25 protein-coding genes are annotated in these 25,934 nt (G+C 67.6%); 1 reads left to right on the top strand and 24 read right to left on the bottom strand.

All coding sequences use genetic code 11. From position 1 onward, the window contains the following. Positions 1-15: 15 nt before the first annotated feature. The 22 genes from ACWHYQ_RS05830 to ACWHYQ_RS05935 form a co-directional block, all read right to left on the bottom strand. Positions 16-492, bottom strand: a complete 477-nt coding sequence (locus ACWHYQ_RS05830) for a CBS domain-containing protein (protein ID WP_447974787.1) — start codon at positions 490-492, stop codon at positions 16-18. Beyond that, complete coding sequence (locus ACWHYQ_RS05835) at positions 489-1,838, bottom strand: sodium:proton antiporter (protein ID WP_447974788.1); 1,350 nt, start codon at positions 1,836-1,838, stop codon at positions 489-491. Before ACWHYQ_RS05835 ends, ACWHYQ_RS05830 begins: the two co-directional genes overlap by 4 nt. Positions 1,839-2,514: 676 nt before the next feature. Continuing rightward, positions 2,515-3,036: an NADH-quinone oxidoreductase subunit B family protein gene (locus tag ACWHYQ_RS05840; RefSeq protein ID WP_447974789.1), complete on the bottom strand. Its 522-nt coding sequence runs from the start codon at positions 3,034-3,036 to the stop codon at positions 2,515-2,517. Between the two features lie 64 nt (positions 3,037-3,100). Beyond that, on the bottom strand, positions 3,101-4,726 hold the full coding sequence (locus tag ACWHYQ_RS05845; protein WP_447974790.1) for a hydrogenase large subunit: 1,626 nt from the start codon (positions 4,724-4,726) through the stop codon (positions 3,101-3,103). Then, complete coding sequence (locus tag ACWHYQ_RS05850) at positions 4,723-6,270, bottom strand: proton-conducting transporter transmembrane domain-containing protein (RefSeq protein WP_447974791.1); 1,548 nt, start codon at positions 6,268-6,270, stop codon at positions 4,723-4,725. Before ACWHYQ_RS05850 ends, ACWHYQ_RS05845 begins: the two co-directional genes overlap by 4 nt. Beyond that, positions 6,267-7,748 (bottom strand): proton-conducting transporter transmembrane domain-containing protein, encoded by a 1,482-nt coding sequence (locus tag ACWHYQ_RS05855; protein ID WP_447974792.1) that lies wholly within the window; start codon positions 7,746-7,748, stop codon positions 6,267-6,269. The genes ACWHYQ_RS05850 and ACWHYQ_RS05855 overlap by 4 nt, the downstream gene beginning before the upstream one ends. Before the next feature lie 5 nt (positions 7,749-7,753). Next, the gene (locus ACWHYQ_RS05860; RefSeq protein ID WP_447974793.1) at positions 7,754-8,419 is read right to left on the bottom strand and encodes a hydrogenase; all 666 of its coding nucleotides are present in this window, start codon (positions 8,417-8,419) and stop codon (positions 7,754-7,756) included. Positions 8,420-8,422: 3 nt separating this feature from the next. Continuing rightward, positions 8,423-9,373, bottom strand: a complete 951-nt coding sequence (locus ACWHYQ_RS05865; protein WP_447974794.1) for a respiratory chain complex I subunit 1 family protein — start codon at positions 9,371-9,373, stop codon at positions 8,423-8,425. Between the two features lie 69 nt (positions 9,374-9,442). Continuing rightward, complete coding sequence (hyfB, locus tag ACWHYQ_RS05870) at positions 9,443-11,470, bottom strand: hydrogenase 4 subunit B (protein WP_447974795.1); 2,028 nt, start codon at positions 11,468-11,470, stop codon at positions 9,443-9,445. 326 nt (positions 11,471-11,796) lie between these two features. Continuing rightward, positions 11,797-12,420, bottom strand: coding sequence for an OmpA family protein (locus ACWHYQ_RS05875; RefSeq protein WP_447974796.1), 624 nt, complete (start codon positions 12,418-12,420; stop codon positions 11,797-11,799). Positions 12,421-12,465: 45 nt separating this feature from the next. Then, the gene (locus tag ACWHYQ_RS05880) at positions 12,466-13,074 is read right to left on the bottom strand and encodes a hypothetical protein (RefSeq protein WP_447974797.1); all 609 of its coding nucleotides are present in this window, start codon (positions 13,072-13,074) and stop codon (positions 12,466-12,468) included. A 34-nt stretch (positions 13,075-13,108) separates the two neighbouring features. Next, entirely contained in the window at positions 13,109-13,921 is an 813-nt protein-coding gene (locus ACWHYQ_RS05885; protein ID WP_447973097.1) for an OmpA family protein, read from the bottom strand. Further along, positions 13,918-14,286, bottom strand: a complete 369-nt coding sequence (locus ACWHYQ_RS05890) for a hypothetical protein (RefSeq protein WP_447974798.1) — start codon at positions 14,284-14,286, stop codon at positions 13,918-13,920. Before ACWHYQ_RS05890 ends, ACWHYQ_RS05885 begins: the two co-directional genes overlap by 4 nt. A 70-nt stretch (positions 14,287-14,356) precedes the next feature. Beyond that, positions 14,357-15,268 carry a carboxypeptidase-like regulatory domain-containing protein gene (locus ACWHYQ_RS05895; RefSeq protein ID WP_447974799.1) on the bottom strand — a complete coding sequence of 304 codons (912 nt, stop codon included), beginning with the start codon at positions 15,266-15,268 and terminating at the stop codon, positions 14,357-14,359. Between the two features lie 39 nt (positions 15,269-15,307). Beyond that, positions 15,308-15,925, bottom strand: a complete 618-nt coding sequence (locus ACWHYQ_RS05900) for a carbon monoxide dehydrogenase beta subunit family protein (protein WP_447974800.1) — start codon at positions 15,923-15,925, stop codon at positions 15,308-15,310. Between the two features lie 31 nt (positions 15,926-15,956). Then, entirely contained in the window at positions 15,957-17,378 is a 1,422-nt protein-coding gene (locus ACWHYQ_RS05905) for a 2-oxoacid:acceptor oxidoreductase family protein (protein ID WP_447974801.1), read from the bottom strand. Positions 17,379-17,390: 12 nt separating this feature from the next. Then, positions 17,391-17,663: a hypothetical protein gene (locus ACWHYQ_RS05910; protein WP_447974802.1), complete on the bottom strand. Its 273-nt coding sequence runs from the start codon at positions 17,661-17,663 to the stop codon at positions 17,391-17,393. A 151-nt stretch (positions 17,664-17,814) separates the two neighbouring features. Further along, complete coding sequence (locus ACWHYQ_RS05915) at positions 17,815-18,501, bottom strand: carbon monoxide dehydrogenase beta subunit family protein (RefSeq protein ID WP_447974803.1); 687 nt, start codon at positions 18,499-18,501, stop codon at positions 17,815-17,817. 161 nt (positions 18,502-18,662) lie between these two features. Next, positions 18,663-19,349: a hypothetical protein gene (locus ACWHYQ_RS05920; protein ID WP_447974804.1), complete on the bottom strand. Its 687-nt coding sequence runs from the start codon at positions 19,347-19,349 to the stop codon at positions 18,663-18,665. A gap of 348 nt (positions 19,350-19,697) precedes the next feature. Beyond that, positions 19,698-21,056, bottom strand: coding sequence for a sigma-54-dependent transcriptional regulator (locus tag ACWHYQ_RS05925; RefSeq protein WP_447974805.1), 1,359 nt, complete (start codon positions 21,054-21,056; stop codon positions 19,698-19,700). After that, positions 21,053-22,447 (bottom strand): two-component system sensor histidine kinase NtrB, encoded by a 1,395-nt coding sequence (locus tag ACWHYQ_RS05930; protein WP_447974806.1) that lies wholly within the window; start codon positions 22,445-22,447, stop codon positions 21,053-21,055. Before ACWHYQ_RS05930 ends, ACWHYQ_RS05925 begins: the two co-directional genes overlap by 4 nt. A 322-nt stretch (positions 22,448-22,769) precedes the next feature. Continuing rightward, positions 22,770-23,279: a hypothetical protein gene (locus ACWHYQ_RS05935; protein WP_447974807.1), complete on the bottom strand. Its 510-nt coding sequence runs from the start codon at positions 23,277-23,279 to the stop codon at positions 22,770-22,772. 370 nt (positions 23,280-23,649) lie between these two features. Here ACWHYQ_RS05935 and ACWHYQ_RS05940 point away from each other — a divergent pair, with 370 nt between their 5' ends. Further along, positions 23,650-24,015: a hypothetical protein gene (locus tag ACWHYQ_RS05940; RefSeq protein ID WP_447974808.1), complete on the top strand. Its 366-nt coding sequence runs from the start codon at positions 23,650-23,652 to the stop codon at positions 24,013-24,015. A gap of 241 nt (positions 24,016-24,256) precedes the next feature. Here the strand turns inward: ACWHYQ_RS05940 and ACWHYQ_RS05945 are convergent, their stop codons facing one another. Both ACWHYQ_RS05945 and ACWHYQ_RS05950 read right to left on the bottom strand, forming a co-directional pair. Further along, positions 24,257-24,562 (bottom strand): hypothetical protein, encoded by a 306-nt coding sequence (locus ACWHYQ_RS05945; RefSeq protein ID WP_447974809.1) that lies wholly within the window; start codon positions 24,560-24,562, stop codon positions 24,257-24,259. A gap of 747 nt (positions 24,563-25,309) precedes the next feature. Continuing rightward, a complete protein-coding gene (locus tag ACWHYQ_RS05950) occupies positions 25,310-25,717 on the bottom strand; it encodes a response regulator (RefSeq protein ID WP_447974810.1) in 408 nt (135 codons plus the stop codon). Between the last annotated feature and the right edge of the window lie 217 nt (positions 25,718-25,934).

Raw genomic sequence — 25,934 nt, forward strand, 5'->3', positions numbered from 1 at the left:
CCTGCGCCCAGATTGTCACGCTTCGGCGCGACCGGTCCCGCCGTCATCCACGACCTCCTTGACCAAATCCCACGGCGCGATGACGCCGACGAGCCGCCGGGCTTCGTCCACCACGGGCAGCAGAAAGCTGGTCCGTGCCTTGTGCAGCAGCAAGGCGCCGCATTCCAGCAGCGGCGTCTCGGGGCCGACGGTGGGCGGCTCCGGATCGAGCAGCTTGGAGACGGGCTCGGCGCGGAGCCGGGCCAGCCGCTCGCGCACCTGGTTCAGGTCCGGCGCGAACCCCACATCCCGGAGGTCCCCCGAGACGATGTAGGGTGGCAGCGCGCGCTGGAGAATGCTCAGCACCGACAGGGTGCCGAGCAGCCGGCCCGTCGCGTCCAGGACGGGGAACGCTTGCAGCTTCGTGTCGGCGAAGCGGCGGAGCGCGTCGCCGACCGGGCAGCCGGGCGCCAGCGTCTGCACGTCGGTCGTCATCACGTCCCGAGCCTTCATAGGTACCTCCACCAGACATAGAGCGCACCGAGCCCGACCTGGAGCAGCATGAGCGGGAACGCGACCTTGGAGAACGGCAGGAATCGCACCGGGACGCCGTTCCGCTCGGCGATGCCTGCCACGACCAGGTTGGCCGAGGCCCCGACGAGCGTCCCGTTCCCGCCTAGGCAGGCCCCGAGCGCCAGGGCCCACCAGATCCCCTCGAACCGCTCGCCGGTCACCCCGGCCTGCTCGAAGACCGGCCGCATCGCCTCGATCATCGGGATCATCGTCGCGACGAACGGGATGTTGTCCACGAGGGCGGACAGCAGCGCCGAGCCCCAAAGAACGGCCATGGTCGTCGCCGCGAAGTCCCCCGCCGTGAGCGAGAGCAGCCAGTCGGCCAGCCACGCGAGCAGGCCCGCCTCCTCGACCCCGGCCACGATCACGAAGAGGCCGCAGAAGAAGAAGATCGTCACCCACTCGACCTGAGCGAAGCACTCCTGGATCTGATGCGCCGCCTGCTCCCGGTCCAGCCGCCGCGTCACCAGCAGGAGCAGCAGGGCCGCGCCGCCCAGCGCGATCGTGGCCGGCTCCAGCCGCAGCGGGTGCGCCAGCACGAACCCCAGGAGCACCAAGCCGAAGACGGCGAGGCAGGACCGGAGCAAGCGCCCGTCCCGGATCGCCTCGTACTCGTTGAAGGCCAGGAGCCGCTCGCGCGCTTCCGGCGTCCCGCCGAGGGCCCGGCCGTAGAGCAGCCAGAGGGGCACCAGGGTCGCGGCGAAGACGATCGCGGAAAGCGGCGCGAGATGCAGGAGAAACTGGTTGAAGGTCAGCCCGGTCGCCGAGCCGATCATGATGTTGGGCGGGTCGCCGATCAGCGTCGCCGTCCCGCCCGTGTTGGAGGCGTTGATCTCGGCGAAGAGCAGGGGATAGGGCCGGAGCTTCAGCTCGTCCGCGATCAGCAGCGTGACCGGCGCCACCAGCAGCACCGTGGTGACGTTGTCCAGCAGCGCCGAGAGTCCTGCCGTGACCGCCGACAGCATGACGAGAATCCCCCACGGGTGGCCCTTCGCCGCCTTGGCCGCCCGGATCGCGAGGAATTGGAACACCCCGGTCTTCTGCGTGATCCCCACGAGGACCATCATGCCAGTGAGCAGCCCGATGGTGTTGAAGTCCATGCCGCGGACGGCCTGCTCCTGATCCAGCACGCCCAGGCCCACGACGAGCGCGGCGCCGAGCAGCGCGACGACGGCCCGGTTCCAGCGGTCCAGAATGATGACGAGATAGGTGAGGAGAAAGATGGCTGTGGCGAGCACGAGCGGCGGCCAGTCGAACAGGGTCGCGTGGGAGGTCGTCGGTGCCATGAGATCCCGGAGGAGGGGCGCGCGGAGGCGCGCCGATCCGTCGCGGTCTTATACTCGCCGGCCGCCGCCCAGTCAATGACCGCGGCCCCGTGGGGGCCGATCCTGCTTGTGCATGCTGGTTGGGAAGGACAGAGGCGAGAAAGGGAACGGCGCGGGGGGAGGAGGCGACCGCCCGCGCCATCCTTAGGCGGCGCACCTGAGCGGTCGGCGAGGCGGACGGGGCGACCCGCTCAGAACAGCTTCAGCAGGAGCCACATCACGAATCCCAGGAACAGGAGAAGCAGGACTTCCATGGCCACCCCACCTGGGCCGAGTCGGTGGCAAGAGACGTTCCCGCCGGCCCCCCTCTCTTCGGTTGACTCGGGCGAGCCGCCATCCTCGTTGACTTTTCAAGAGATTCTGGGACTTCACCTGGCCGCGGTCATCCCGGCAGACCATCCGGAACCCCCGGAGTGGCTCCCGGACGGTGTAAATTCGCTCACCCGCACCTGTGCGATTCTTCACGCGATCGAGGCGGCGACAGAGGGCTGGGCCGCGTCCCTCGGAAGCGACACAGCCGGCGGCCAGGCCCTGCGGCGCGCCCTGGTGAAGGCCTCGCTTCGCTTCGAGATGGCTGTGATCCCCCGGGCGCGCCTGTTCTCCCTGCATGACGGGACGGAGACAGAGACGCTCAACGTCAATCGCTCTGAGGCGGCCGCCGGCGCGGGCGCAGATCAGCAAGCGCGCGGAGGATCTCGGCCGGGCGGGGCGGGCAGCCGGGAATGCGGAGGTCCACCGGAATGTGCCGGTCCACCGGTCCGGTGACCGCATAGCTCCCCTTGAAGACCCCGCAGGTGATGGCACAGTCGCCCAGCGCGATGACGAGCTTGGGGTCTGGGGTCTGCTTGTAGGCGTCTTTCAACGCCCGCGCCATGTTCACCGTGACCGGGCCGGTGACGACGAGCACGTCGGCGTGCCGCGGCGAGGCGGCGAGCTGGACGCCGAACCGCTCGGCGTCGTAGACCGGGTTCATCAAGGCGTTCAGCTCCATCTCGCAGGCGTTGCAGGAGCCGGTGTCCACCTCGCGGATCGTCAACGACCGCTGGAACGGCCTGGCTTTCCTGATCGTCTCGGGCGCCGGCTCCGCCGTTGCCTCGCCCGGGGGATACTGTCCGGTCACGACGCCGGTCTTCAGACTCTTCTTGAGGATACGGAACATCTTCACTCCTTCAGCGATCAGCCAGCAGCTTCGGGCCATTCGCTATGCGCTACATGCTGCTCGCTCACAAGTCGTTTCCTGCATACGATAAATTGAAGCTCTTGTTGATCAGCGGGAAGTCGGGAATGATGTTCCCGAGCACCGCCCACTGGATCGCCGGCCAGTTCACGAACGACGGGTCGCGGACCTTACACCGGTCGATCCGGCCTCCTTCGCCCGCCCGGACCATATAGAGAATTTCTCCCCGCCAGCCCTCGACGGCGGAGAGCGCCCGCGCGCCGGGCGGGGGCAGACCGGCCGGTTCGACCGCGACCGGCCCGGCCGGCATCTGCCGGTGGATGAGCCGGATCAACCGGATGGATTCACGGATCTCGTCCAGGCGCACGCGCAGGCGGGCCCGGACATCGCCGTAGTGATAGACCGCGACCGCGACCGGCAGTTCGTCGTAGGCGGCGAAGGGGCGGTCGCGGCGCAGGTCACGATCCAGCCCCGAGGCCCGCCCGACCACGCCGACCACCCCGTGGTCCCAGGCGATCCGTTCGGTCAGGACGCCAGTGGTCTCCAACCGGTCCGTGAGCGACGCATTGGCGAAGATGATAGTGGCCAGTTCGCGAAAATCCGCTTCGAGGGCATCCAGCTCCCGGACCACCTCCGCGAGTTGCCCGTCCGTGAGGTTGACCCCTACCCCACCGACGCGACAGACGCCGCGCAGGAAGCGCGAGCCCGTGAGCCGGTCGTTCCACTGCAGAAGCCGCTCCTTCATCCGGCCGCAATGAGCGTGCGGCAGGGCGTAGGCGGTGTCGTTGCAGATGGCCCCGACGTCGCCCAGGTGGTTGTGCAACCGCTCCAGCTCGAGGAACAGACTGCGCAGGTAGCGCGCCCGCCTGGGCACCTCCAGGCCCAGCAAGGCTTCGACCGCCTGGCAATAGGCGAGGCTGTGCCCCACCGTCGTGTCGCCCGAGACCCGCTCGGCCAAGGGCACCGCCTCGGTCAGGCTCTGCTGCTCGAAGAGCTTTTCCACCCCACGATGTTTCCAGAAATGCTGGACCTCCAACTGCAGGATCGGCTCGCCAGCGACGGAAAACCGGAAGTGGCCGGGCTCGATGATCCCGGCGTGGATCGGCCCGACCGGCACTTCGAAGACCCCTTCGCCTTCGATCTGCCGGTAGGCATGCTGCCCATCCCGGCGGCCCAGGACCGTATTCCATCGGAAGTCCTTCCTGAGCGGGTGGACGCCCTTCGGCCAGTGGGCGTGGCGGACCAACCGGCGCAGGTCCGGATGTCCCTGGGCGATGAGCCCGAACAGGTCCCGGATCTCCCGTTCGTACCATTTGGCCGCGTGGATGTGCGGGGTAATGGAGCGGAACAGGCGATCGGCACCTTCGAGCTCCGTGCACAGGAGCAGCCAGTCCTTCTGCCGCTCCAGCGTGAAGAGGTACCAGAGCTCGTGGCGCGCGCGAGCGGGCCGGTGGTCCTCCGCCCAGAGCAGCGAGAGGGTCCCCCGCAGCTCCGGATGGGTATGCACGTAGTGGGCCACCAACGGCAGGTCATCCTTGCCCAGCCGAAGCACGGGAATGCCCTGCACCTCCTCGACGGCGCGGACCGCCTTCCCGAAGGCGTCCTGCAGCCGGGTCACCGGGGGCACCGTCACGGGCATCGGCTCACCGTCCTTCGTCCTCGTCTCGCTCATCCCGGCACCAGCACCGCGGCCGCGCGCTCGAGGAGCATCCGGATCGGCTCCGGGAGCGCCAGGCCGAAGAGCACCAAGGCCGCCATCGTCACCAGGAGCGGCACGTGGCCGATCTCCCACGATTCCCCGCCCGTCACGTGGGCCGGCGGCTTTCCCCAGACCATCGAGGTCACGCGCGCAAGCATCCCGCCGAACAGCGCCACTGCCAGCGTCAACACCAGGGCCACGGTCAGGAGACTCCGGACTTCATGCGCGACCGTGAGCGTAACGAACCGGCCCAGGTGCAGGGTGTCCGAAGGAAAGCTCTGGGTCGCCAAGGCGGCCAGCACGAGCGCTTCGCTCGCGAACGAGGCGAACGGCGGCAGACCGACCAGGGTGAGCCCGGCAACCAGCCAAGCCACCGCCGTCAGCGGTTGCGCCCGCGCCAGCCCGTGCACATCCGCGATCTCCCGGGTCCCAAACCGCCGGCGGATGTTCCCGGCGGCGAAGAACGCCAACGACTTCGCCAGCGCATGGTTGAGCAGGTGGAACAGCCCACCCAGAGTCCCCACCGCCCCGCCGGCGCCAAAGCCGGTGAGGGCCAAGCCCATGTGTTCGATGCTGGAATAGGCGAGCAGCCGTTTGTAGTCCCGTTGGACGAGGATCACGAGCGCGGCCACCCCGAAGGAGACCAGCCCGAACAGGAGCAACAGGGTGCCCGTATAGTCGGCGGACAGGGCGGGATCCATCACAGACTTGCTCCGCAGCACCGCGTACACCGCCACTGTCTCCAGCACACCCGCCAGCATCGCGGTCACCGGCGCCGGGGCTTCGCTGTAGGCCTCCGGGAGCCAGGTGTGCATGGGGACCAGGCCGATCTTCGTCCCGTAGCCGACCAGGACGAAGAGGAAGGCCAGCTTGAGCACCTGCGGATCCAGCCGGTCCGCCACGTCCAGAAGCTGCGTGACGTTGAGCGCCAGGCTCACGTCGCCGAGCACCCGCACGGACGAGGAGTACGTCAAGACGGTCCCGAAGAGGGCCAGCGCGATGCCGACCGAACACAGGATGAGGTATTTCCAGCCCGCTTCGAGCCCTTCCCGCTTCCGGAAAAAGGCGATCAAGAAGGTCGTGGCGAGCGTCGTCCCCTCAATCGCCACCCACTGCACCCCCAGGCTGTTCGCCAGGGTGGCCGCGATCATCGCGAACAAGAACAGGTGGAACAGCGCGAAGAAGCGGCTGAGCCGCCGCGGCGCGATCGTCCCGCGCGCCACGTAGTCATCCAGGTAGGACCAGGTGTACAGCGAACAGGCCAAGCCGACCGCCGCGATGACGAGCAGGACAAAGACGCTCAGGCCGTCGGCATAGACCAGCTCCCAGAGGGCGGTGACCGGCCCCTGCCTGGGGAGCCGGCCGATCAGCGCGGCTTCGGCCACGACAAGGGCGGCCATCGTGGCGAGGTTCACCCCGTGCAGGATCCGGGGCGCGCGCACCGCCAGGCTTACTAGCGCCGCCACGAGCGGGGCACCCAACAGAATCACGACCGCGGCGTTCACGGACGGGGTCACGGGCCCTCCACGGTCACGCCGAAGATCTGGACGATGGAGCGGAGCAGGCTGCGGCACCAGGGGGGCACCTGCAGCCCAACCGCCGCTAGCAGGACGAGGTTGAGCCACACCGCGGCGGAGAGCAGTGCCCGGTTTCGCCGTCCGATCGCCAGCTCCGGCGCCGTGGCCTGCCCTAAGACCATCCGGAAGAGATGGCCCAGGAGCGTGACGAAGGCCAGCGCCAGCAGCGCGACGAAGAGGACGGCCAGGGCCGGGCGGGCCCGGTAGGCGTCCGCGCTGATCAACAGCTCGCTCGCAAAGAGGCCGAAGGGCGGCAGGCCGGCCAAGGCCAGGCCGCCGGCCAGCAGGCCGATCCCGACGAGCGGCATCTGCCTGAGCAGACCGGGCACCCGGTCGATCCGCTTGTGGTCGTGGCTCAGCAGGACGACCCCCGCGGCATAGAAGGCCAGCGACTTCGCCAGCGCATGGTTCAACAGGTGCCAGAGGCCGGCGAAGACGCCCGCCCCGCCGACGCCGAAGCCGACCAAGGTGATGCCGATATGCTCGACACTCGAGTAGGCAAACAGCCGCTTGTAATCGCGCTGCAGGAACAGGAAGACGGCGGCGACGGCCACGGAGAGCAGGCCCAGCGCAATGACCAACTGGCCGGTAAACAGGGGGCCGAGGGCGCGGTCGGCCACGGCCTTGAACCGCAGGATCGCATACACCGCGATCGCCAGCATGTTTGCGGAGAGCATGGCGCTAACGGGGGTGGGCGCCTCCGCGTGCGCGTCCGGCAGCCAGGTGTGCATGGGCGCGACGCCCGCCTTCGTGCCGTACCCGACCAGGACGAAGACGAAGGCCAGTTTGAGCGCCGTGGGGTCCAAGCGCCCCGCCACCTGGTAGAGGTCCGGCCAGCGGAGCGCCTCGCTGGCCACCCCCAGCACGTGCTCGGAGGAATAGTAGAGCAGGATGGTCCCGAACAGGGCCAGCGCGATCCCGACCGAGCTGAGGATCACATACTTCCAGCCCGCTTCAAGCGCGGCCCGGCTCCGTTCGAACCCGATCAGCAGCGCCGCCGACAGCGTCGAGGCCTCGATCGCGATCCACATGATCGCCACGTTCTCCACGTTGAGCGCGAGCAGCATCGCCGCGAGGTAGAGATCGAACAGCGCGAAGAACCGCCGGAACCGCTCCGCCGGCAGCCGCCCGCGCTCCAGTTCTTCGCCGAGGTAACCGACGGCGTAGAGCGTCCCGGTGCCGCCGACCAGCCCAAGGATCAGATCGAACCAGGCGCTCATCGCGTCGGCCTGGAGGAGCCAATCCACCGCGGCCGGCCCCTCCGTGACGACGTGCTCGACGACCAGGGCGGCGGCGGTCGCTAGCACGCCCGCCTGGCCGAACTGCAACGCCTCGACCGCCTGCCGCCCACGCACGAGCAGGCACCCCAGGCCGGCCGCGAGCGGCGCCGTGACCAACAGGGCGAGAGGCCACTCCACGTCGCTTACTCCTTGAGCGCGGTCAGCTTGCTCACGTCCACGCTGTCGAAGGCGTCCTGGAGGCGGTGCGTGTAGATCCCGACGATCAGTCCGGCCACCAGGACATCGAAGAACACGCCCAGCTCGACGATCAGTGGCATCCCGTACGCGGCTGCGGTCGCGCCGAGGAACAGCCCGTTCTCCATGACGAGGAACCCGACGACCTGGGTCACCGCCTTCTTCCGCGCGATCATCGTGAAGAAGCCGATGAGCACGATGGCGAGCGCGATCGCGAGCGAATCCCGCGTCAGCAGAAACCCGAGCGGGATGATCGGCTGGGTGATCACGAAGGCCAGAATCACCAAGGCCCCGCAGACGAGCAGCCCGGCCGGCACGTTGACGTACATCTGGAGTTCGCGCGTCACGTTCAGCCGCTCGATGATCTTCTTCAGAATCCGCGGCAGGACGACCGCCTTGATGAGGACGGTCAGGGCGGCCGCCACGTAGATGTGACGGATCCCGGTCAGAAACGCGACCAGCGCGGCGGTCACGGCCAGGAAGACCGACTGCAGCGCGAACAGGTCCACGCAGGCCGACAGCCGGCGCTGCGCGACGATGGCGAAGCACGTCAGCAACAGGAGCGCCGAGCACAGGTCCACGAGCTGCGAGCCGATCTGCGGGGGAATCGTCATGCCTCAGCTCCGCAGGATATAGAAAAAGATCAGCGCCAAGAGGGCCAGGATGAACGCCACGCCCAGGAGGTCCGGCACCCGGAACAGCCGTAGCTTGGCGAACATGCACTCCACCACGCCGATCAGCACCGCCAGGCCGGAGACCTTCACCAGATAGGTCGCCACCCCAAGGCCCAGCGCCACCGGCGTCATCGTGGTCGCGATGCCCCAGGGCGCGAACAGGTTCCCGAGCAGGCTCAGGAAAACCAGCAACTTAAGCGCCGCCGCCCATTCCACCAGGGCCAGGTACCGCCCGGAATATTCGAGCACCATGGCCTCGTGAATCATCGTGAGCTCCAGATGGGTCGCGGGATTGTCCACCGGCACCCGCCCGGTTTCGGCGAGCGTCACGAGGAAGAGCGCCGCCAGGGCCATGAGGTGCGGGGACGGGTCCGTGACGATCCCTTCCAGCAGGGCGGTCTTGTGGACGATCGTGCTCAGGTTCGTCGAGCCCGCCGTGAGCGCGACCGCGAAGATCGAGACGATCATGGCCGGTTCGGTCAACGACGCGACGAGCGCCTCGCGGCTGCTCCCCATCCCCCCGAAGGCCGAGCCGGCATCCAGCCCGGCCAGGATAAGGAAGAACGTGCCCAGCGCGAGCAGGTACACCAACGCGATGATGTTGCCCGCGAAGTTGAGCGGCATGCGCGCCGCGAAGGTCGGCACGAGCAGGCCCGCCGCCAGCGTGGACGCGAACACCACATAGGGCGTCGCCGTGAAGATCCACGAGGTCGTGGTGGAGACCACCGGCTGCTTGCGGAACAGCTTCGCGAGGTCCGCGTAGGGCTGGACCAGGCTGGCCCCGCGCCGGCACTGGAGCCGGGCCTTGACCTTGCGGATCAGCCCCACGACGAACGGCGAGACGGCCAGCAGGACGACCGCCTGCACAAGGACCCAGGCGATAGCTTGGAGCATCGGTGTCATCGGTCAAGGGACTCCCACGCCCGCGTGCTTCCCCCTAGCCGCGAGCGTCTCACACGCGCCTCACACCGCCACCAGTAAGAGCACGACCACCGTCACGAAGATATAGGCGAGGTACAGATGGAGGCTGCCGGCCTGGACCAACCGCAAGCGATCCGCCGCGGCGGAGAACCAAGTGACCACCGGATCATAGAGATACTTTTGGAAGAGCGGCTCGATAGAGGCCTCAAACCGCCGCCGCTTGGCGAAGTACCGGGACTCTTCGAGGAACTCGGTCTCCAGTTTGACCGTGGGCCGGTAGATCAGGCTGAAGACCTGCTTGATCGGCTGCGCAAAGCCGGTCGCGGTGTACTCCATCCGCGCGGTGAGATTCAGCCCGCAAGCCCAGGTGCGGTGGTACCGCTTCGTGAGCCGGCCCCCCGCGAGCACGGCGAGGGCCAGGCCGAGCGCCGCCAGCAGCCCCAGCAGCAACGCCAGCGCCGGGGTGGACAGGCTGGAGAACTCGACGTTCACCGGGGCCAGGGCCCAGCCGTCCAGCGCCAGCACCTGGTCGGCGATCGCCGCGCCGGTGTAGGGAGCCGTTACCCGGTCCAGCAGCGGGACCACGACCATCGGCGCCAGCCCCAGGACCGCGCACAGGGCGGCGAGGATTCCCATCCCGGTCCGCATCGCCACCGGCACCTCTTGCGCCCGCCGGGCCTGGGCGCTCCGCGGCAGGGCCAAGAAGGAGATCCCGAACGCCTTGGCAAAACAGGCCAGCGCCAAGACGCTCGTCAGGGCCAGCATGGCGGCGGCCAGCGGGAGCACCAGCTTGAGGATCACCGCCGGGAGGTGGAAGCTCAAGAACAGGCTCTGAAAGACCAGCCATTCGCTGACGAATCCGTTGGTCGGCGGGAGCGCCGCGATGGACACCGCGCCGACCAGAAAGAAGAAGCCCGTCCAGGGCATCCGCCGGAGGAGGCCGCCATACTCCTCCATGTTCCGGGTGTGGGTGGCCTGGAGGAGCGCCCCCGCACCCAGGAACAGCAACGCCTTGAACACGGCGTGGTTAAGCGTGTGGTACAGCCCGGCGAGCAGGCCCAGCGCGGCGAACTCCCTGAGCCCGTAGGCTTGGAAGGTCATGCCGGCGCCGATCCCCAGGAGGATGATCCCAATGTTCTCGACGCTGTGGAAGGCCAGCAGGCTCTTAAGGTCGTGCTCCATCAGCGCGTACATCACGCCCAGCAGGGCCGACACCGCGCCGGCCAGCAGCATCAGGACGCCCCACCAGGCCGGAAAGTCCCCGCCCAAAAAATCGAAGCAGACCCGGACCAGTCCGTAGATCGCGGTTTTGATCATCACCCCCGACATGAGCGCCGAGACGTGCGACGGCGCGGCCGGATGGGCGTAGGGGAGCCACACGTGCAGCGGGACGATCCCGGCCTTCGCCCCGAAGCCGACGACGGCGGCCAGGAACGCAAGCGTGCGTAGCCCCTGCGGAAGCGGCTCATCCGGATGCCGAAACGCCTCGAACGCGAACGAGCCTGTCTCCTGGAAGAAGATCAGGAACGCGAGCAGGATGAAGGCGGTCCCCACGTGCGCCATGATCAGATAGAAGAGCCCCGCGTAGCGGACCTCCGCTCGCTCGTGCTCGGTCACGACCAGAAAGTAGGAGACCAGCGACATCAGCTCCCAAGCAATCAGGAAGAAGAAGCCATTGTCGGCGAGGATCACCAGCGTCATCGAGAAAAGGAAGGCGTTGTAGAGGGCGCCCAGGACTCCAAGTGGCTGCTGGCCCTCGTCCTTCCGAAGATACCCGAAGGCGTAGATCGAGACCGCGAGCCCGACCAGCGAGATCGTCCCGACAAAGAACGCCGCGAGCGGGTCGAGCCGAATCGCGAAGACGAGCAACGGCAGCGTGGAGGGGATCGCGATCGTGAGGGGGTGCGGCGCGACGAGCCCCGCGACACCCAGGACCAGCCCGAAGGCCGCCGCGATCGTGGCCAAGCTGCACCCCAGGATCGTTTGCATCCGGGGACGTCCCGGGACGCAGAGCGGCAGAACGATCCCGGCAACAGAACAGACGGACCACGCGATCAGGACAGTCGTCATGACGATCCGTTCCACAAGTTGCACACCGGCCAGGCAAAGCTCTCGCGTCCCAGGAAGACCGGCACGTGGAGCGACGATTGGAGCCTACCCGAGGAACGTCCAGTTGGCCACAGAAGGTCCGGTGTGGCTGCTCCGTCCTTCCAACTTCAGCCGGCTGAGGGCGCAACAGCCCCTGCGCGCCGCACGAGCGGCTGGCCTCCTATGGACCCCATCTCACCATCACGACCGCCGTGGCCGTGTACAGGGGGGACCAGCGGACAGGCGGAAAGCGATGGCCGAGGCGCGGGCTCGCGCCGACGTGTTCCTTCCGAGCTTCCAACATGGTGCTACGGCCCGTGATGATAGAACTGATCGGTGATCGTCAGCGAGAAGTGCACGCTGCGATTTTGGGCCCAGCAAGCCTCGCTGTGCTCGACGCACAACGGCCGGTCCTTGCCATAGCTGATGGTCTTGATGAGCCCGACATCGAGCCCCAGAGACTCCAGATACCCCTGGACAGTTCGAGCCCGGCGCTCCCCCAGCACCAGGTTGTAGGCCGCCGTGCCGCGTTCGTCGCCGCGGCCCTCGAGCAGCAGCGTCCACCCATCCTTGCCTCTGAGTCGGCTGGCATTGATCTCAACCCGATCGCGGCTGTCCTCTCGGAGGTCAAACCGGTCAAAATCAAACCAGACATCGAACATGAAGGGCGAGGGGGGCTCCACCACCGCTGACGCCGTCGGGGCAGCCGGCCTGACGGCGGGTTCCTCCTGGACAGCGCCCGCCTCCGGAGGGCGGGCGGCCGGAGCGACCACCGGTGGTTCTTCGACCCGTTCTTCTTTCACCGTGCTGGGGTGGCCGGGGCCGGCGGATGCAGCCGGGGCCTCGGTCAGGATGCTCTGGTGGGTCGTCGTACACGCCGCCAGCAGAACCGCGACCCCGAACGTATTCAGGGCCATCCGGACTCGACTCATGACGCGATCACAACTGATGCCTGCACCCAATGACGTCCACCGCGGTTAGACGAGCCGAATCCGCCCATTCTCCACCTTGGTGTTCGCGAGGAACTTGCCGAGGCTCTCGGTCAGCACCGTGTTGAGGAGGTCCTGGACGTCCTCGGGCTCGAACCAGAACACCGTCTCCGAGCCGTCGCCGTGCAACGTCATCCGGACAAGGCTGCCGTCCGCAGCGTTCTTCGCCTCCACGACCACCTTGGATGTGACCTTGATCTCCGTGCGCAGGAACCGGCTGGTGGCCTCGACCGACAGGGCGAGGAGCTTGCCGGACAGGGCCACATCCCCCGTCGCGCCGTCCGGGGCCACCTGGGCGTGCCAGCCCTTCCCCTTCAAGTACGCGGCCACCACGCCGGCGACCGCGTCCCCCGCCTTCCCCGCCGGCACGTCAAACGCCGTCTCGCTGCCCCAGAAATGATGGCGCACCCCCAGGCGCCCCTTGTCCGGCCGCGCGTCCTCGAACGCCGTCACGACCACAGCGAGCGAGGTCCCCTTCGCCCCCGCACCACCCGCCTCGGTCGGCTTGAGCTCCAGCGTGATCACCCCCGGACTCCCGCAGCCCCCGAACGCCAGGAGGCCCACGCAGCCCATCACCAGCAGTCTGTGCGCTCTCACAGGCTCCTCCCTTCCCTGTCCGCTTCGCCGATCCTCACTTCTCCATCACAAAATGCGCCCGCCGGTTCTGCTGCCAGCAGGCGTGGCTGTGCTCCGTGCAGAAGGGTTTCTCCTTCCCAAAGCTCGTCACGGTCATGTGCGCCGCCGGCAGGCCCAGGTTCGCCAGATAGTCCCGCACCGTCTGCGCCCGGCGCTCCCCCAGCACCAGGTTGTAGGCCGCCGTGCCGCGTTCGTCGCAATGGCCCTCGATCAGCAGCTTCCACCCGTCCTGCTTCTTGAGCCGCTCGGCGTTCTGCTCCAGCGTCGGCCGCGCGTCATCGCGCAGGACGAACTGGTCGAAATCGAAAAAGACATCGGACAGGCTCAGGGGCTCGACTGTGGGCGGGGGTGCGGCTGGGGCGACCGCGGCGACCTCCGACGGCGGCGCCTTCGGTGACTCCGCGGGCAGCGGCGCGACGGCCGACTCGGTCACCCGCGCCTCTTCAGGCACCGGCGGCGGCACCGGGGCTTCCGCCTGTTTTTCGCGAGGCTGTGCGGGCGGCGGCGGGGGAGCCGGTGGGGCGACGGCAGCAACCTCGGGCGGCTTCTCCGCCGGTGGGGGAGCCGGCTCCTCGGACTTAACCGCCGGTGGCGCAGCAGGGGGCTGTTCGGCTTCCCGGGCGCTCGGCAGCGGCGCTTCCGAAACCGGCGGCGCCGGCGCCGACGCGGCTTTCGGCGGCGGGCCGGGCACCAGCGCCAGGTCCTGCGCGGAGGACGAGACGCTGCGACCCGCGCATCCGGCCACAAGCCACGCGAGAGCGAGCACAACGAACAGACCGGGCAGCCCCCGGCAGATGAACGGCGTCATGGCAGCTCCTTCGCTTCCTTCACCCGGATGGATTGGGCCCGCAGGCCTTGCTCGTGCTTGACGTAGGTCAGCTCGACCGTCTGGCCGACCTTGATGTCGCTCAGAGGGAGGCGCTCGGTGCCGCGGGTGATCTGGGCGCCGGACTCCACCGACGCACCGACGATCAGCTCCTCCTGCATCTTCCCGACCTTCACCGCGACGACGATCACCGGCGGCGTGTCCGAGAGGTTGACCGCCACGACTTCCCCGCGGACCACGCGCGCGGGGCCCGTTCCTGCAACGGAAACCCCGGCAGACAAGGCCATGGGGTGCAGCAGCCCGACGCCCAACGCCACGACAAGCGTCCATGTCCTGCATCTTCTCATCGTCTTATCCTGCATCCATACCCCGGCGATCAGGGGTCTCCCCGGCACCACGCGGCACTCGGGCTTCGCATCAGGGCCTTTGCAGCTCCAGCGTCGGGACAATTGTGGACTGGACGTCGGCGGCAACCCCATACCGGACATAGGGGTTGTCCACCATCTGGTTGGCGTAGAGCCGGCCTCTCGGAGCTGGAATCTTCACATCCAGGGTCACCCGCCCCTTCGGCTTGATCTCGACCTCATATTCCCTGGCCCCGCCGATATAGGGATGCCAGACAATCATCTGATAGGTGCCCGGGGGAATATCGGTGATCTCGAAGCGCCCCTCCTGATCGGTCACCGCGTAGTAGGGGTGCTCCACCGCCAGCCCCCAGCTCTCCATGTAAGCATGGAACCCGCACTGCATGACGAAGACGTGGCGCCCCTTCGTTATGCGGACTTCCTGCCGCATCGGTTGGCCCGCGAGGTGCCGGTGATACTGGGCGTCCACCCCCTCCCTGGGATGGTGGGGATTCATCGGCAACGGCACGTTGAACAGCACGCGGGGTCCGAGCTCCGAGGTCTCGTACGCCTGGATGTCGTGCATCGCCGGGTCCATATTGACGACTTCGACAGGATGGCGATCCCGGACCACGGTGACGAACGGCAGGAACCGACAGTCCCTGGCCTCGATGCGCGGCGTGGCACGCTCGAAGGCCTTCCCGCGCGCGATGCCCTGGAGGACGACGACCACGTTGCGGAACCCGCCGTCCGGGGCGACGCCGAACGGCTGGAGCAGGCGCCACCCGCGCCCATCGGAGATCCGTCCGCAGTACACGGGATCGGGCAGCGTCGTGAGGTTGTAGCCCTTCGGTTTCGGGACCGGACCAGCCAAGACGACCTGGCCCGTCACTGTCCCGCCGTCCGTCACCATGATTTCCTCGTAGGCCCACGCGGGAGCTGCCAGCAGCCCGAAGAGTAAGCCCATCAGTTTCCACCCCAGCATCGAAGCACCTCCGGTTTCCTGCGTTCCTCCGCACACCGCCTAGTCGCGCGGGCGCGAGAACCGCCGGACGGATCGGGTCGCCTCCCGATCCGTCCGGTTCTGACGGCGCACCGCGTCGACGAGCCGCTGAATGGTGTCGGCGGTCAGATCCCGAATCGTGATGTGCGCCTCGTCGTCCCCGCTGAACGTGCAGAGGGCGATCGTCAGGCAGCTCGTCCCGCCTCGGATGATCTTCAAGGCGATGTTCGCCTGGTGGCAATGGACGCCCACAAACAGGCAGACATCAATTTGGTTTTTCCAGATCGTCAGGTTCGGGTGGTTGGGGTTGATCTCCCGCTCGGGAATGATCTTGGGGTACTTGGGCCGATAGTCCGCCATCGGGATGATCGCCGCAGGGATGGCCGCGGCGAGCGCCTTCACCACTTTGGCCTCCTGGCGGGCCCGTTCGTTCCACGCCCACAGCACCAATGGGCCGGGGAAGATCGTCGGGTGCTTTGCCTGCACGAGCGCGCGCGCCGCCGCCTCGATGGCCTGCGGCTCCGGGACCACCTTCCCCATCACCAACCCCTCCCCCGTCGAGGGTCCGACCACTCCCTTCGAAGACACGGCCGGCGGGAGATACCCCTCCGGCCCCACGACCATCTCATAGGGCTTCATGCCGTCGCTCCTTGGTTCCTGCCGATCGTCGTTAGACGCCCAAATCCTCGCGAAGGAACAGATCCAGAGGCGTCAGTTCCTCTCCTGGCGCCGGCGCCACGCTGGAGACCGGGATCGCGGTCCACTGCCGGATCAGGCGCGTATAGCGCCCCGCCCGGTCCGGCTCGACCACGACCAGGCGGGCCACTCGTCCAGCGAACGCGGTCAGCGCCCGCTCCGGCACGGGCCAGAGCACCTTGGGGTACAGGGCCGCGACCTTGAGGCCGAAGCTTCGGCACAGGGTAACGGCTTCCCGGACCACCCCCTGGGCCGCTCCCCAGGTTACGTAGCCAACCTCCGCACCGGGCTCCCAGTCTTCGTCTCCCTCGAGCACCCGGTCCTCCACCGGGTCGCCCGACGCGTGGGGATCCGTGCGTGACGCCTCCTCCACCAGGGCGAGGAGCTGTTGGACCGGCAGGCTCTCCTGCCGGTCGGTCAAAAGCCGGTCGGCGACGACCCAGACCGCCTCGCCCCTGGCCCGACTCGCGCGACGCGCCGCCGCTGTCAGCCCGAGCACATCCTTTAGCGAGCCCGCCACCACCACGAGTGACGGCCGACCGGTCCCGCCGACAACCACGCTTGTGGGATCCGTGACTCCGAGCACCACCCCGACGTCGCGGTCCATCTCTCCCCAGCCTCGCAGGACGGACACGCCACACCACGGGGCAGCCGGGGGCGCTGCCCAGAGCTGCTTGAGGTGCCGCTCCAGCCAGACTGCCGGCGAGCGGTCCAGGGCCTCCTGGCACGTGTTCCCGCATTCGCAGCGCCCAAGCCCAAGAGCCAGTCGTTGCGCCTGACGCGCGGTGAGGAGGACCTGCCGGACCGGTTCGGCCAGAGCAGGGAGCCCCAGGATATCCCGCTTCTCTAAGTGCGCCGCCGCAAAGCGCAGCCCGGCGGCAAAGTAGCGGAGGCCGACGCGGGGCCGGACTCGATCCCAGGCCGACGCCTCGGGGATGCCCAGCAGATGAGTCAGGACTCCCGCCGCGATGAGCCCCCTGCCGTCGAAGGCGAAGCCGCATTGTCGGCGTAGCTTGCGAAACGGGACCCCATACGCCACGACGCCTGGCGGCGGCCCCGCCGTGGGTGACCAGGTGTCTGGCTCGCACACGAGCACGCCGCCGGGCTGCACGGCGCGCCCCGCCGCCTGCAGCCCATGCCGATCCACACAGACCACCACATCGCACCCGGCTCCCAGGGAACTGATCGGCTCCGTCGAGACCCGCAGCCGCACCGAGGCCGTGCGGCCCCGGTCGGGACCGCGCCCGCCCATCACCCGATATCCCTGCCCGCTGAGGATTTCCTCGAGGGTCGTCGCCCCGGCTGCCAGCCCTGCCGGCCCCGCGCCCGCCAGCGTGACGACGAGGTCCGGAATCCGCTCGGATCGGACAGGAAGCCATGCTGTCAAGGGGGCCATTGGGCGAGACGCTCACTCCGGACGCTTGGCTCGGCGAGAGGAGGCCGCGCCACCCTTCAGCCACTGGACGCGGTAGCCGTGCAAGAAGAGGTGATCGTACAGCGCAGAGAGGAAGGCCCGTCCGTCAGAGGGCCGCCGGTGCGTCCCGTCGAAATCCGTGACGCCCTGTTGAAAGGCGGTCGCGTAGAGGCCCGCATGGTTCGTGGTGACGCGGCCGGTTCGCGGGTCGAATTGGACGAGGGCGTGCCGGCCGCGCGGCAGAGGAATGAGAATCACTTCCATCACGCGCGTGCTCCCTTCGGCCATGTCGTTACCGCTTTCGCTTTTTCCCGGATGCCCGCCCTTTGCTCGCCTTCTTTGTCGCCGCCTTTTTCTTGGTCGCCATGGTCGTCCCTCCTCTGATCCTGGCTCGTGGCGGTGGTCGCGCCGACCCCGGTTAGGCCACCGGGGCGACTCGTTCCGCCCCGTGGTTGGCCCGGCGCTGCGCACCGGTCAGCCGAATCGTTTTGCCGTCCGCCGGCATGGGGACCCCAAGCTCGGTGCGGACGGCGCGGAAGATCTCGATGATCTGGTCGAGCTTGCGAACGTCGAGGTCCTGGACGCTGAGCATGGCATCCTCATGGATGTCGTGACAGAACGCGATCGTGAGACAGTTCGTGCCGGCGCGCACCATCCGCAGGGCCAGGTTCGCATAGTGACAATGGATCCCGATGAACAGCGCGACCTCGATCTTGTTGTGCCAGATCGTGAGATTCGGGTGATTCGGGTTGATGCCTTCTTCGGGGTCAATCTTCGGGTATTTCGGCCGGTAGTCCGGCATCGGGATGATCATGACCCCGGGGATTTCCGCCGCCAGCCGGAGCAGGGCCTGCCCCTTGGCGATCCAGTCCGGATGCCAGGCCCAGAGGTAGAGTGGGCCGGGGAACATCGTGGGATTGGCGCGCGTGAACATCTGGCGGGCCGCCTCTCTGATCACCCGGTCTTCCGGGGCCTCGCGCCCGTAGAGCAGGCCCGCCCCGGAATCGGGAATGGTCACGCCCAACTCCATGGCCGAGGGCGGGTGAAACCCGATGGGCCCGACGTCAATGAGGCGTTCCGTGCGGCTGGGACTGTCTGCGATCATCCGTTCTCCTTTTGACCAGCAACGCCAGCTGATCCTTCCGCAGTTCGATCAGGGCCTGGTGGCACCGGCCACACACCATCCCGTTCGTGGCCGAGTCAAACCAGAGCGCCAGCACCCGCCGGCGACAGTGAGGGCACCGGACCGGTGGCGCATGTCGAAATTCAGGACCGTCCCCCGCGAGAGCCACGAGCGTACCTCCTGAGCGGAGGCGCCTGTCGCTTGGCCCGCTCGACGGCGAGCAGGACGTTACCGGTGACGGCCTCCACGGTCGCCGTGATCGCCTGGGCTCGGCGCTCCGCGTCCAGATAGCGGCCTTGGCTGATCAGGCCCTCGATGGCATGGACGCTGGCCGTCACTCCGTCAAGGTCGGCCTTGACCTCACCCAACTGATCGGCCATGCCCACGGCGGCCGCGGCGGCCAGCCGGTCCTGGGCCGACTCCAGGAATGCATGGAGCGCCTGCACCTGCTTCCTGGCCCGGTCCCGAGCCTCCTCCTTCTTGGCACCGGCCTTGTCAATGACGTGGAGGGCGTCCCGCCTGACCTGGCTCAACAGGCGGTCGGCCTTTCTGTAGGACCGGAAGACGGGAAAGACCCGTTCTTGATCGGCCAACTCCTCCTTGGCCCGGTTGAACGACTCCTCGAGCCTGGCAAACTCCTCTTTCGCGTATTCGGGCGCGCCAGCCGCCCGGGCGATCTCGATCGCTTTCTGCGTCGCCTCAAACGCCTCCACCGGCGGTTGCGCGCAACCGGCAACGAGCATCACGAGCCCGAAGACGCTCAGTCGGAACCCGGCATGCCCATGGATGTCCACCGCCGCTGCTCCGTCAACAGCCCTCGGCCTCGTCATCCGGCTTCGCAATGGGGAGATGTCTCTAGCACAGGCGATGCCAAGGTCGGCGTCAATTCGGAACTTCGAAATGATGCGTGAAGAATGAAGAGGTTAGGCGGATGACGGAAGGGACCGCCGCGGAGCAGGCCTCGCTGGAACCTGTCCGGCACGTCGTGTTCTGCAAAGATTGCAGCACGAGGCCAGGCACCTCGTGGCAGAGCTGTCCGACTTTCGCCGAGCGTCAAAGAGGATAGCCGCCGCGATTGGAAGGAGAGAAGCCTGCAATTCTTGCGGGTGGCGGGCCAAAGGGCCGATCTGGCAGGGCGTCACAGGGAGCACCAGACGCTCAGCGGGCTCCTGGGAGGGTCAGTTGCGGATGCCATATTCCTTGATCTTGTACTGGAGGGTTCTCGGACTGATCCCCAGCAGTTTCGCCGCCTGTTCTCGGTGGGCGGTCACCTCGGCCAACGTCCGGCGGATGACTTCCCGTTCGATGTCCTCGAGCGGAGTCCCCAACCGAATCACCATCGTGCGGACGTCCTCGCGGCTGTTCTGGATTTCCTCCGGAAGATGGTGTGGCCGGATCGTGGGCTCAGGGACGGTCACCACGAGCCGCTCGATGACATTCCGGAGCTGGCGGATATTGCCTGGCCAGGCATAGAGCCGGAACAGGCGCATCGCTTCCGGGGAGACCTCTTGGCGCGGGCGCTGGTGCTGCGCGGCGAATTCCGTGAGGAAGCGCTCGACCATCAGCGGAATGTCATCCGCCCGGTCCCGGAGCGGCGGGAGCTTGATCGGAATGACGTTGAGCCGGTAGTAGAGGTCCTCCCGGAAAGTGCCCTCCTTGACGGCGGCTTCCAGATTCCGGTTGGTGGCGGCGATGATGCGCGCGTCCACCTTCACGACCTTCGTGCCGCCCAAGCGCCGGAATTCTTTGGTCTCCAACACCCGGAGGAAATCCACCTGGGACTTCAACGACAGCTCTCCGATCTCGTCGAGGAACAGTGTCCCGCCGTCGGCCAGTTCAAACCGGCCGGCTTTCGTCATGACCGCCCCCGTGAACGCCCCCTTCTCGTAGCCGAACAACTCGCTCTCGAGCAGGTTCTCCGGCAGCGCCCCGCAGTTGACGGTGATGAACGGGCCCCCGGACCGGGCGCTTTTATGGTGGATCGCGCGGGCCACCAACTCCTTGCCGGTGCCGCTCTCGCCGACGATGAGCACGGTGACGTGGCTGTCCGCCACCATCTCCACGAGGTTCAGGACCTGCTGCATCGGCTCGCTGTCGCCGACCATCTCGTCAAAGCGGGCCCGCGTCGCCAACCGGTCCCGCAGGTGCCGGTTTTCCAGCGCCAGGAAATGGCGTTCCAGCGCCTTCTCCACGATCACGGGAAAGCGCACCCGGTCAATGGGCTTGCAGAGGTAGTCGTAGGCGCCGAGCCGCATCGCCTCGACGGCCGACTCGACCGAGCCATACGCCGTCATGACGACCACTTCGGTTTCGGGATGGGCCGCCTTCACGTGGCGGATCAACTCCAGGCCACCCATGCCGGGCATCTTGAGGTCCGTGATGACCATGTCCACGCGGGTCTCTTCCATGAGCCGGACGGCTTCGTCGCCGGTGCCTACCGCCCGCGCCTCATACCCCATCTTCTCCAGCATGGTCACCAGCGCGTTGCGGATATTGACCTCGTCCTCAACGACCAGCAGGGTCGCCCGGGGCGTCATGGGTTCACCGCCTCAACGGGAGCCGCCATGCAGGCCGGCAGCCGCACCACCACCGTGGTGCCGGTTCCCGGTTGGCTCTCCACCTCGATGGTGCCGCCGTGATCGTGGACGATCCGATAGGCGATCGCGAGGCCCAGGCCGGTCCCGGTCGCCTTGGTGGTATAGAACGGTTCGAAGAGCCGGGCTAGCTCCTCCGGCTTGATGCCAACCCCCGTATCCCGTACCACGATCTCGACCCAGTCCCGGCCGCCGGCCTGCCGGCCCGTCACAGTGATCGTGCAGGTGCCGCCATTCGGCATCGCGTGCAGCGCGTTCACCACGATGTTGACCAGGACTTGGCTAATTTGCGTGTCATCCCCCAGCACCGCGGCCGGCTCGCCAGCCGGCGCAATCTGAAGCTCGACGCCGTGTTCCTTCGCCTCATACTGGAGCAGCGACGCCACGTGTGCCACCAGGGCCCGCACGTCCACCCGTTCGAGCCGAATCGTCCCGGGCCGGGCAAACTTGAGGAAATTATCCAGAATCCCGGTCAGCCGGCGGGTCTCCGCGCTGAGCACGTCCAGGTAGGTCGCGGTCCGCGGCGACAACTGGCCCTGGCTGGCGAGTTCCTCCTCAAGAAGATGGAGGTTCAGGTCCAGCGCGCTCAACGGATTCCGGAGTTCGTGCGCGACGCCGGCGGAGAGCGTGTGCAGGGCGGCGAGCTTTTCCGCCACCCGGACGCGCCGCTCCAGCGCCAGCCAATCGGTCACATCTTGCGCTTGCAGAATCACGCCGGTGGGGGCCCCTTGGTCGCCCGTCAATTCGACGCTGCTCACCCGAATCATGCGCGGCGTCCCATTCGTTCCCTCGTAGGGCAGGTCCTGGTGCTGGACATGGTGGTGCCCGCGGAGGGCGGCCTCCAGGACCGTGCGAATCGCATCCCCTTCCGGGAAGACCGCCTCGTACGTGTGGCCCAGGAGTCTGTCTGCTGGCCGCCCCACGATCCCCTCGGCCGTGGGATTGACGGCGGTGATGAGCCCGTGCTGGTTGACGGTGAGGATCCCCGTCGGAATCCGCTCCAGAATGTTACGGGCCAGTCCCTTAACCTCTTCGAGGGTGCGCCGGGTGTTGCCGTAATGCAGGAAGGTGATGACCGCGGCGATGCCGACGGCGCTCACCAGGAACAACAGGATGGCGATCGCGATGAGGTCGCGCCGAGATTGCCAGAGGGCCGGGAAGAGTCCGGTCGGGATGGCCTTGCCTTCCGTCAGCCCGTGGACCACGAAGTTCTCGTGCTCGAGGCTGAACAGCAGCAGCACGGACACGGCGACCGCGAGGATCACCAGCACCGACGCGATCAGCCGCACCGGGACTAGTTGAAACCACGTCGGTTCTGGGACTGGGCGGAACATCGGTCGAATCAGCCCTCCTTGGGCGCCGGACCCACGCCGGCTCATCATACACCGGCGTGCCCGGAAAAACACGGGGCCGCCCGGGCCGGGTCGCCGGCGGTCAGCGACGGGTCAGCCCTCCGTCGGGCTCGACCGTTCGAGTGCGCGCCGCCGGGTCTCCAGAGCCAGCCGGCACTCGCGACAGAGGTTCCGGAAGCTGAGGTCATCGAAGAACAGCTCCCGTGCGCGCCGCCCGCAGCGGTCGCAGCAGCGGGGCCCGTTCCCTTCGTCTGGTGATCCGTTCCTCATGCTCGTGGCCCTTTCCGTTCGCTCATTCCCGCTCTCATCCCGACCCGCCATCGGACAGCCACCCCAGGGCCTCGTCGAACCGCTCGGCCTTGATCAAGATCGCAGCCACTTGGCGCCGGAGCATGGCCTCGTAGCGCCGCATGTGCGCTGCGCGCACGGACAGGCGGTGCTGGATGATCCGGTGCTCCGGTCCGCCGAGAGCGGCTTCGCACAGTTGGGCCATGAGGAGCCGCAAGACGGTTCGGCACACCCGCAGGCCCGCCTGAAGCGTCTCCACCGCCTGGTCCGTCGCCTCGGCCTCCTGGTAGATCTCGGCCGCCAGGAGGTACCCCGGTAACCACAGGGGATTACGGCGCGACGCCGAGACCAGCGCCCGCACGACCTCCGGGATCCGGCCCTGTTCCATCTGGTCCAGCACGACGGCCTTCTCCACGTCCGCCCGGACCTCCCCTTGATCGAGCATCAGCCCATCCAGGATGTCCCAGAGCCGGCGGACGCGCCGGGCCAGGCTGTCCCCCCGCGTATCGGCGATCAGGAAGGCCATTGACGAGCTCGCTTGCTCCGGTAGACACCCTCCGCACCAGCCGCAAGGCTCCCACAGCAATTCTGATGCCGCTCCGTTCCCGCAAAGCCTTTCGTCGCAAAGCCGGCGAGTCCGCGCCAGAGGACTCTCACGCAGGCTGGCGGCTCCGCAAAGATTGCAGGCTCGAGCCGAACCGGCGGTGCGGCGAGCCCTCCAGCGGCTGGTATCCGGGGACTGCTGCCGGTCCGGGCTTCGCCGCGTGCAGGCGCAAACCAGGCAGGGATGAGCGTCTCGGGGAGCTTCTGGACGCCCGGCCCGAGCGTCCGGCTGACCGGCATAGCCTTTGCTTGAGGCATAGGGTGTGATGCCCGTTTGCCCCGGAGGTTCCCCCGTGATCGGCGAAGCGGACCAGCCCAGTTCCTTGCCGAGAGTTTATAAGCTGCAGGGCACCCTGGTCTCCCTTGACCTTGTTCACAAGCTGGTCGCCATTCAGCCGTCCGGCCATCGCCGCAAGCGAACCCGTCAATTCAGCCTCACCGCCGACACCGAGATTCTGGCCGGAGGGGAACGTCTCACCATCTCCGACCTCGTCATCGGGGATTGGGTCCACGTCCAGTTCATCAAGCAAGGGGGCGGCGCGATCCTGCGGACCCTGCATCTCCCTCGGCCGGGTGGTCTCGCCCCTCCTGCCGACCGCGGCTCGCACGGGCCATCCGGCCGGCGCCCCGCACCCGATCACCACGGAGGGCTCCCATGACTTGCCAGCGGTGCGGAGGATTGATGGTGCTCGAACGGGACGTCTGGTGCGAGCCCGCCTTTCATCCCGCTCGGCTTCACTGGTGGCGCTGCCTGATTTGCGGCAACCGGCTGCTCGTGGGCCCGAATCCGGACAAACCTCCCGGGTCTCCCGAACGACGAAGCGGGAGCGCCTCCCACCGCGAGACCCCTCGCTAGCCCGAGTCTGGGAGCACCTCCCGGCGGCTGAGGGTCCCGGCTCGCTACCACGGTTCCCGGCACGAACCCCGCCACCGGCGGATCGGGTTCGGCCTGCGCCTCTTCCGGCGCCGCGCGCCCGCGACCCGCTGGACCAACCGGCAGGACCAGGTGAGGGCCATGTGGTCATCCGGGCGCAGGGCAAGAATCTCCCGGCACATCCGGAGCGCCTTCGCATAGCGATGGTTCGCGATGAGCAGGAAGAGCAGGTAATAGCGAATCTCGAGGCTGGCGGTCCGGCGCTCGATCAGCCAGCGCAGCTCCCGTTCCTTCTCATCGAGCCAAGCCTGGTACTGCTCGTGGGCATCCATGGACCGGACGCTCCTGGCTGGTCTGGGAAGACCGGGGACGGCGCCGGGGGCAGCTCGTGATCGCTCCCGCCAGGCCGGCTGCACGACGGACAGACGAGCAACTGGATCGCCGCGTCGAACCAGAGCCGCGGCGAGAGCCGGCCGCACCATTCGCACGGCCGATCCGGCGGCTCCAACGAGACCTCGCCGCCCTCATCCATCATCCGACCCTCCTTCGTCCGGAGCGGCCAGGCGCCGCTGGCGCGTCCCAAGCCCATTGCCGAGCCTCACACCTCTCGCCGATGCGGCGGGATCCAAGGAAGGGGCGCAGCCGACGCAGAACAGGCGCTCGCTCCGCTTATCCCACACGGCCATGGTGACCGATTTCCCGCAGCTCGCGCAGACGATCGGCTTCACAGCTCCAGCGCCCTCCTTCCGCGCCTCCCACTCCGGCCCTTTGCGAGAATGAAGAAGCAAGAGTCGTGCTTGCCGTGACTCAGAGGGAGCGGAGCCAACGGATCAACACGTTACGCGAGGTGCCCGTAAGGGACCCGACAGGACTGCAGATGTGCCGCAGCAGACAACCGCAAGAATTGCAGCCGGGGGCGGGGGAGGAAGAAGCTGGGCCTGGAGGCCCTTGAGCTTGTTAATAGAGGCCCGCTGGCTGATCTTGAGCTGACGGGCTCCCCTCACGGCTCCGGGAGCACGGGCTCATCCGGAACAGGGAGCGGGCCCCCGGTCAGGGTGGGAGGGGCAGCTCGGCCCGAGTTACGGCTGCGCCAGCAGTCGTCTGATGGTCGCCTTCAGCTCGCCGATCCGCACGGGCTTGTCGAAGTAGGCGGCGACCCCGGCTTGGAGCGCGGCTGACTTGGTCGTCGCATCGCCGAAGGCGGTCATCAGAATGATCGGGCAGGTCGGTGCGAGCACCCTCAGCCGATGCACGTAGTCGAGGCCACCGGCCGGCATCCGCAGATCCGTGATGATCAGGTCGGGGGGAGAATCCGTAAGCCGTTGCAGCGCCGCATGCCCATCGGCCGCCTCCACGATCCGGCACCCCATGTCCCACAGCTCGTCGCAGAGCAGGCTGCGCATCGCCTGGTCGTCCTCCACGAGCAGGATCACGGCCGGCTTGGCTTGCGTTCCCGCTTGCCCTGGCACGTTCACCGAAGTGTTCACCGCGACAGTCTCCTTCTGTGAACCGAATCGCGGATTAAACTTGTGCTACTGTGCTGTGAGCAAATCACATGCCCGCTGCAGATGGGGAATGCGGAGAGTTGCCTTTCATTATCAACAGGTTCCGACCTAGTCGCAATCGCCGCCCACGGTCGGGGCTCTCGGGACTGGCGAGAAAGACCCCACTGGCCACCCGGACCTGGCGCAAGATGCTACAGTC

The organism is Nitrospira sp. Kam-Ns4a (genome assembly GCF_965152595.1).

Coding starts and splice junctions, on each gene's coding strand:
- ACWHYQ_RS05830 (WP_447974787.1), bottom strand. CDS start 492: ATGAAGGCTCGGGACGTGATGACGACCGACGTGCAGACGCTGGCGCCC.
- ACWHYQ_RS05835 (WP_447974788.1), bottom strand. CDS start 1,838: ATGGCACCGACGACCTCCCACGCGACCCTGTTCGACTGGCCGCCGCTC.
- ACWHYQ_RS05840 (WP_447974789.1), bottom strand. CDS start 3,036: ATGTTCCGTATCCTCAAGAAGAGTCTGAAGACCGGCGTCGTGACCGGA.
- ACWHYQ_RS05845 (WP_447974790.1), bottom strand. CDS start 4,726: ATGAGCGAGACGAGGACGAAGGACGGTGAGCCGATGCCCGTGACGGTG.
- ACWHYQ_RS05860 (WP_447974793.1), bottom strand. CDS start 8,419: ATGACGATTCCCCCGCAGATCGGCTCGCAGCTCGTGGACCTGTGCTCG.
- ACWHYQ_RS05865 (WP_447974794.1), bottom strand. CDS start 9,373: ATGCTCCAAGCTATCGCCTGGGTCCTTGTGCAGGCGGTCGTCCTGCTG.
- hyfB (WP_447974795.1), bottom strand. CDS start 11,470: ATGACGACTGTCCTGATCGCGTGGTCCGTCTGTTCTGTTGCCGGGATC.
- ACWHYQ_RS05875 (WP_447974796.1), bottom strand. CDS start 12,420: ATGAGTCGAGTCCGGATGGCCCTGAATACGTTCGGGGTCGCGGTTCTG.
- ACWHYQ_RS05885 (WP_447973097.1), bottom strand. CDS start 13,921: ATGACGCCGTTCATCTGCCGGGGGCTGCCCGGTCTGTTCGTTGTGCTC.
- ACWHYQ_RS05890 (WP_447974798.1), bottom strand. CDS start 14,286: ATGAGAAGATGCAGGACATGGACGCTTGTCGTGGCGTTGGGCGTCGGG.
- ACWHYQ_RS05895 (WP_447974799.1), bottom strand. CDS start 15,268: ATGCTGGGGTGGAAACTGATGGGCTTACTCTTCGGGCTGCTGGCAGCT.
- ACWHYQ_RS05900 (WP_447974800.1), bottom strand. CDS start 15,925: ATGAAGCCCTATGAGATGGTCGTGGGGCCGGAGGGGTATCTCCCGCCG.
- ACWHYQ_RS05905 (WP_447974801.1), bottom strand. CDS start 17,378: ATGGCCCCCTTGACAGCATGGCTTCCTGTCCGATCCGAGCGGATTCCG.
- ACWHYQ_RS05915 (WP_447974803.1), bottom strand. CDS start 18,501: ATGATCGCAGACAGTCCCAGCCGCACGGAACGCCTCATTGACGTCGGG.
- ACWHYQ_RS05920 (WP_447974804.1), bottom strand. CDS start 19,349: ATGACGAGGCCGAGGGCTGTTGACGGAGCAGCGGCGGTGGACATCCAT.
- ACWHYQ_RS05925 (WP_447974805.1), bottom strand. CDS start 21,056: ATGACGCCCCGGGCGACCCTGCTGGTCGTTGAGGACGAGGTCAATATC.
- ACWHYQ_RS05930 (WP_447974806.1), bottom strand. CDS start 22,447: ATGTTCCGCCCAGTCCCAGAACCGACGTGGTTTCAACTAGTCCCGGTG.
- ACWHYQ_RS05935 (WP_447974807.1), bottom strand. CDS start 23,279: ATGGCCTTCCTGATCGCCGATACGCGGGGGGACAGCCTGGCCCGGCGC.
- ACWHYQ_RS05945 (WP_447974809.1), bottom strand. CDS start 24,562: ATGGATGCCCACGAGCAGTACCAGGCTTGGCTCGATGAGAAGGAACGG.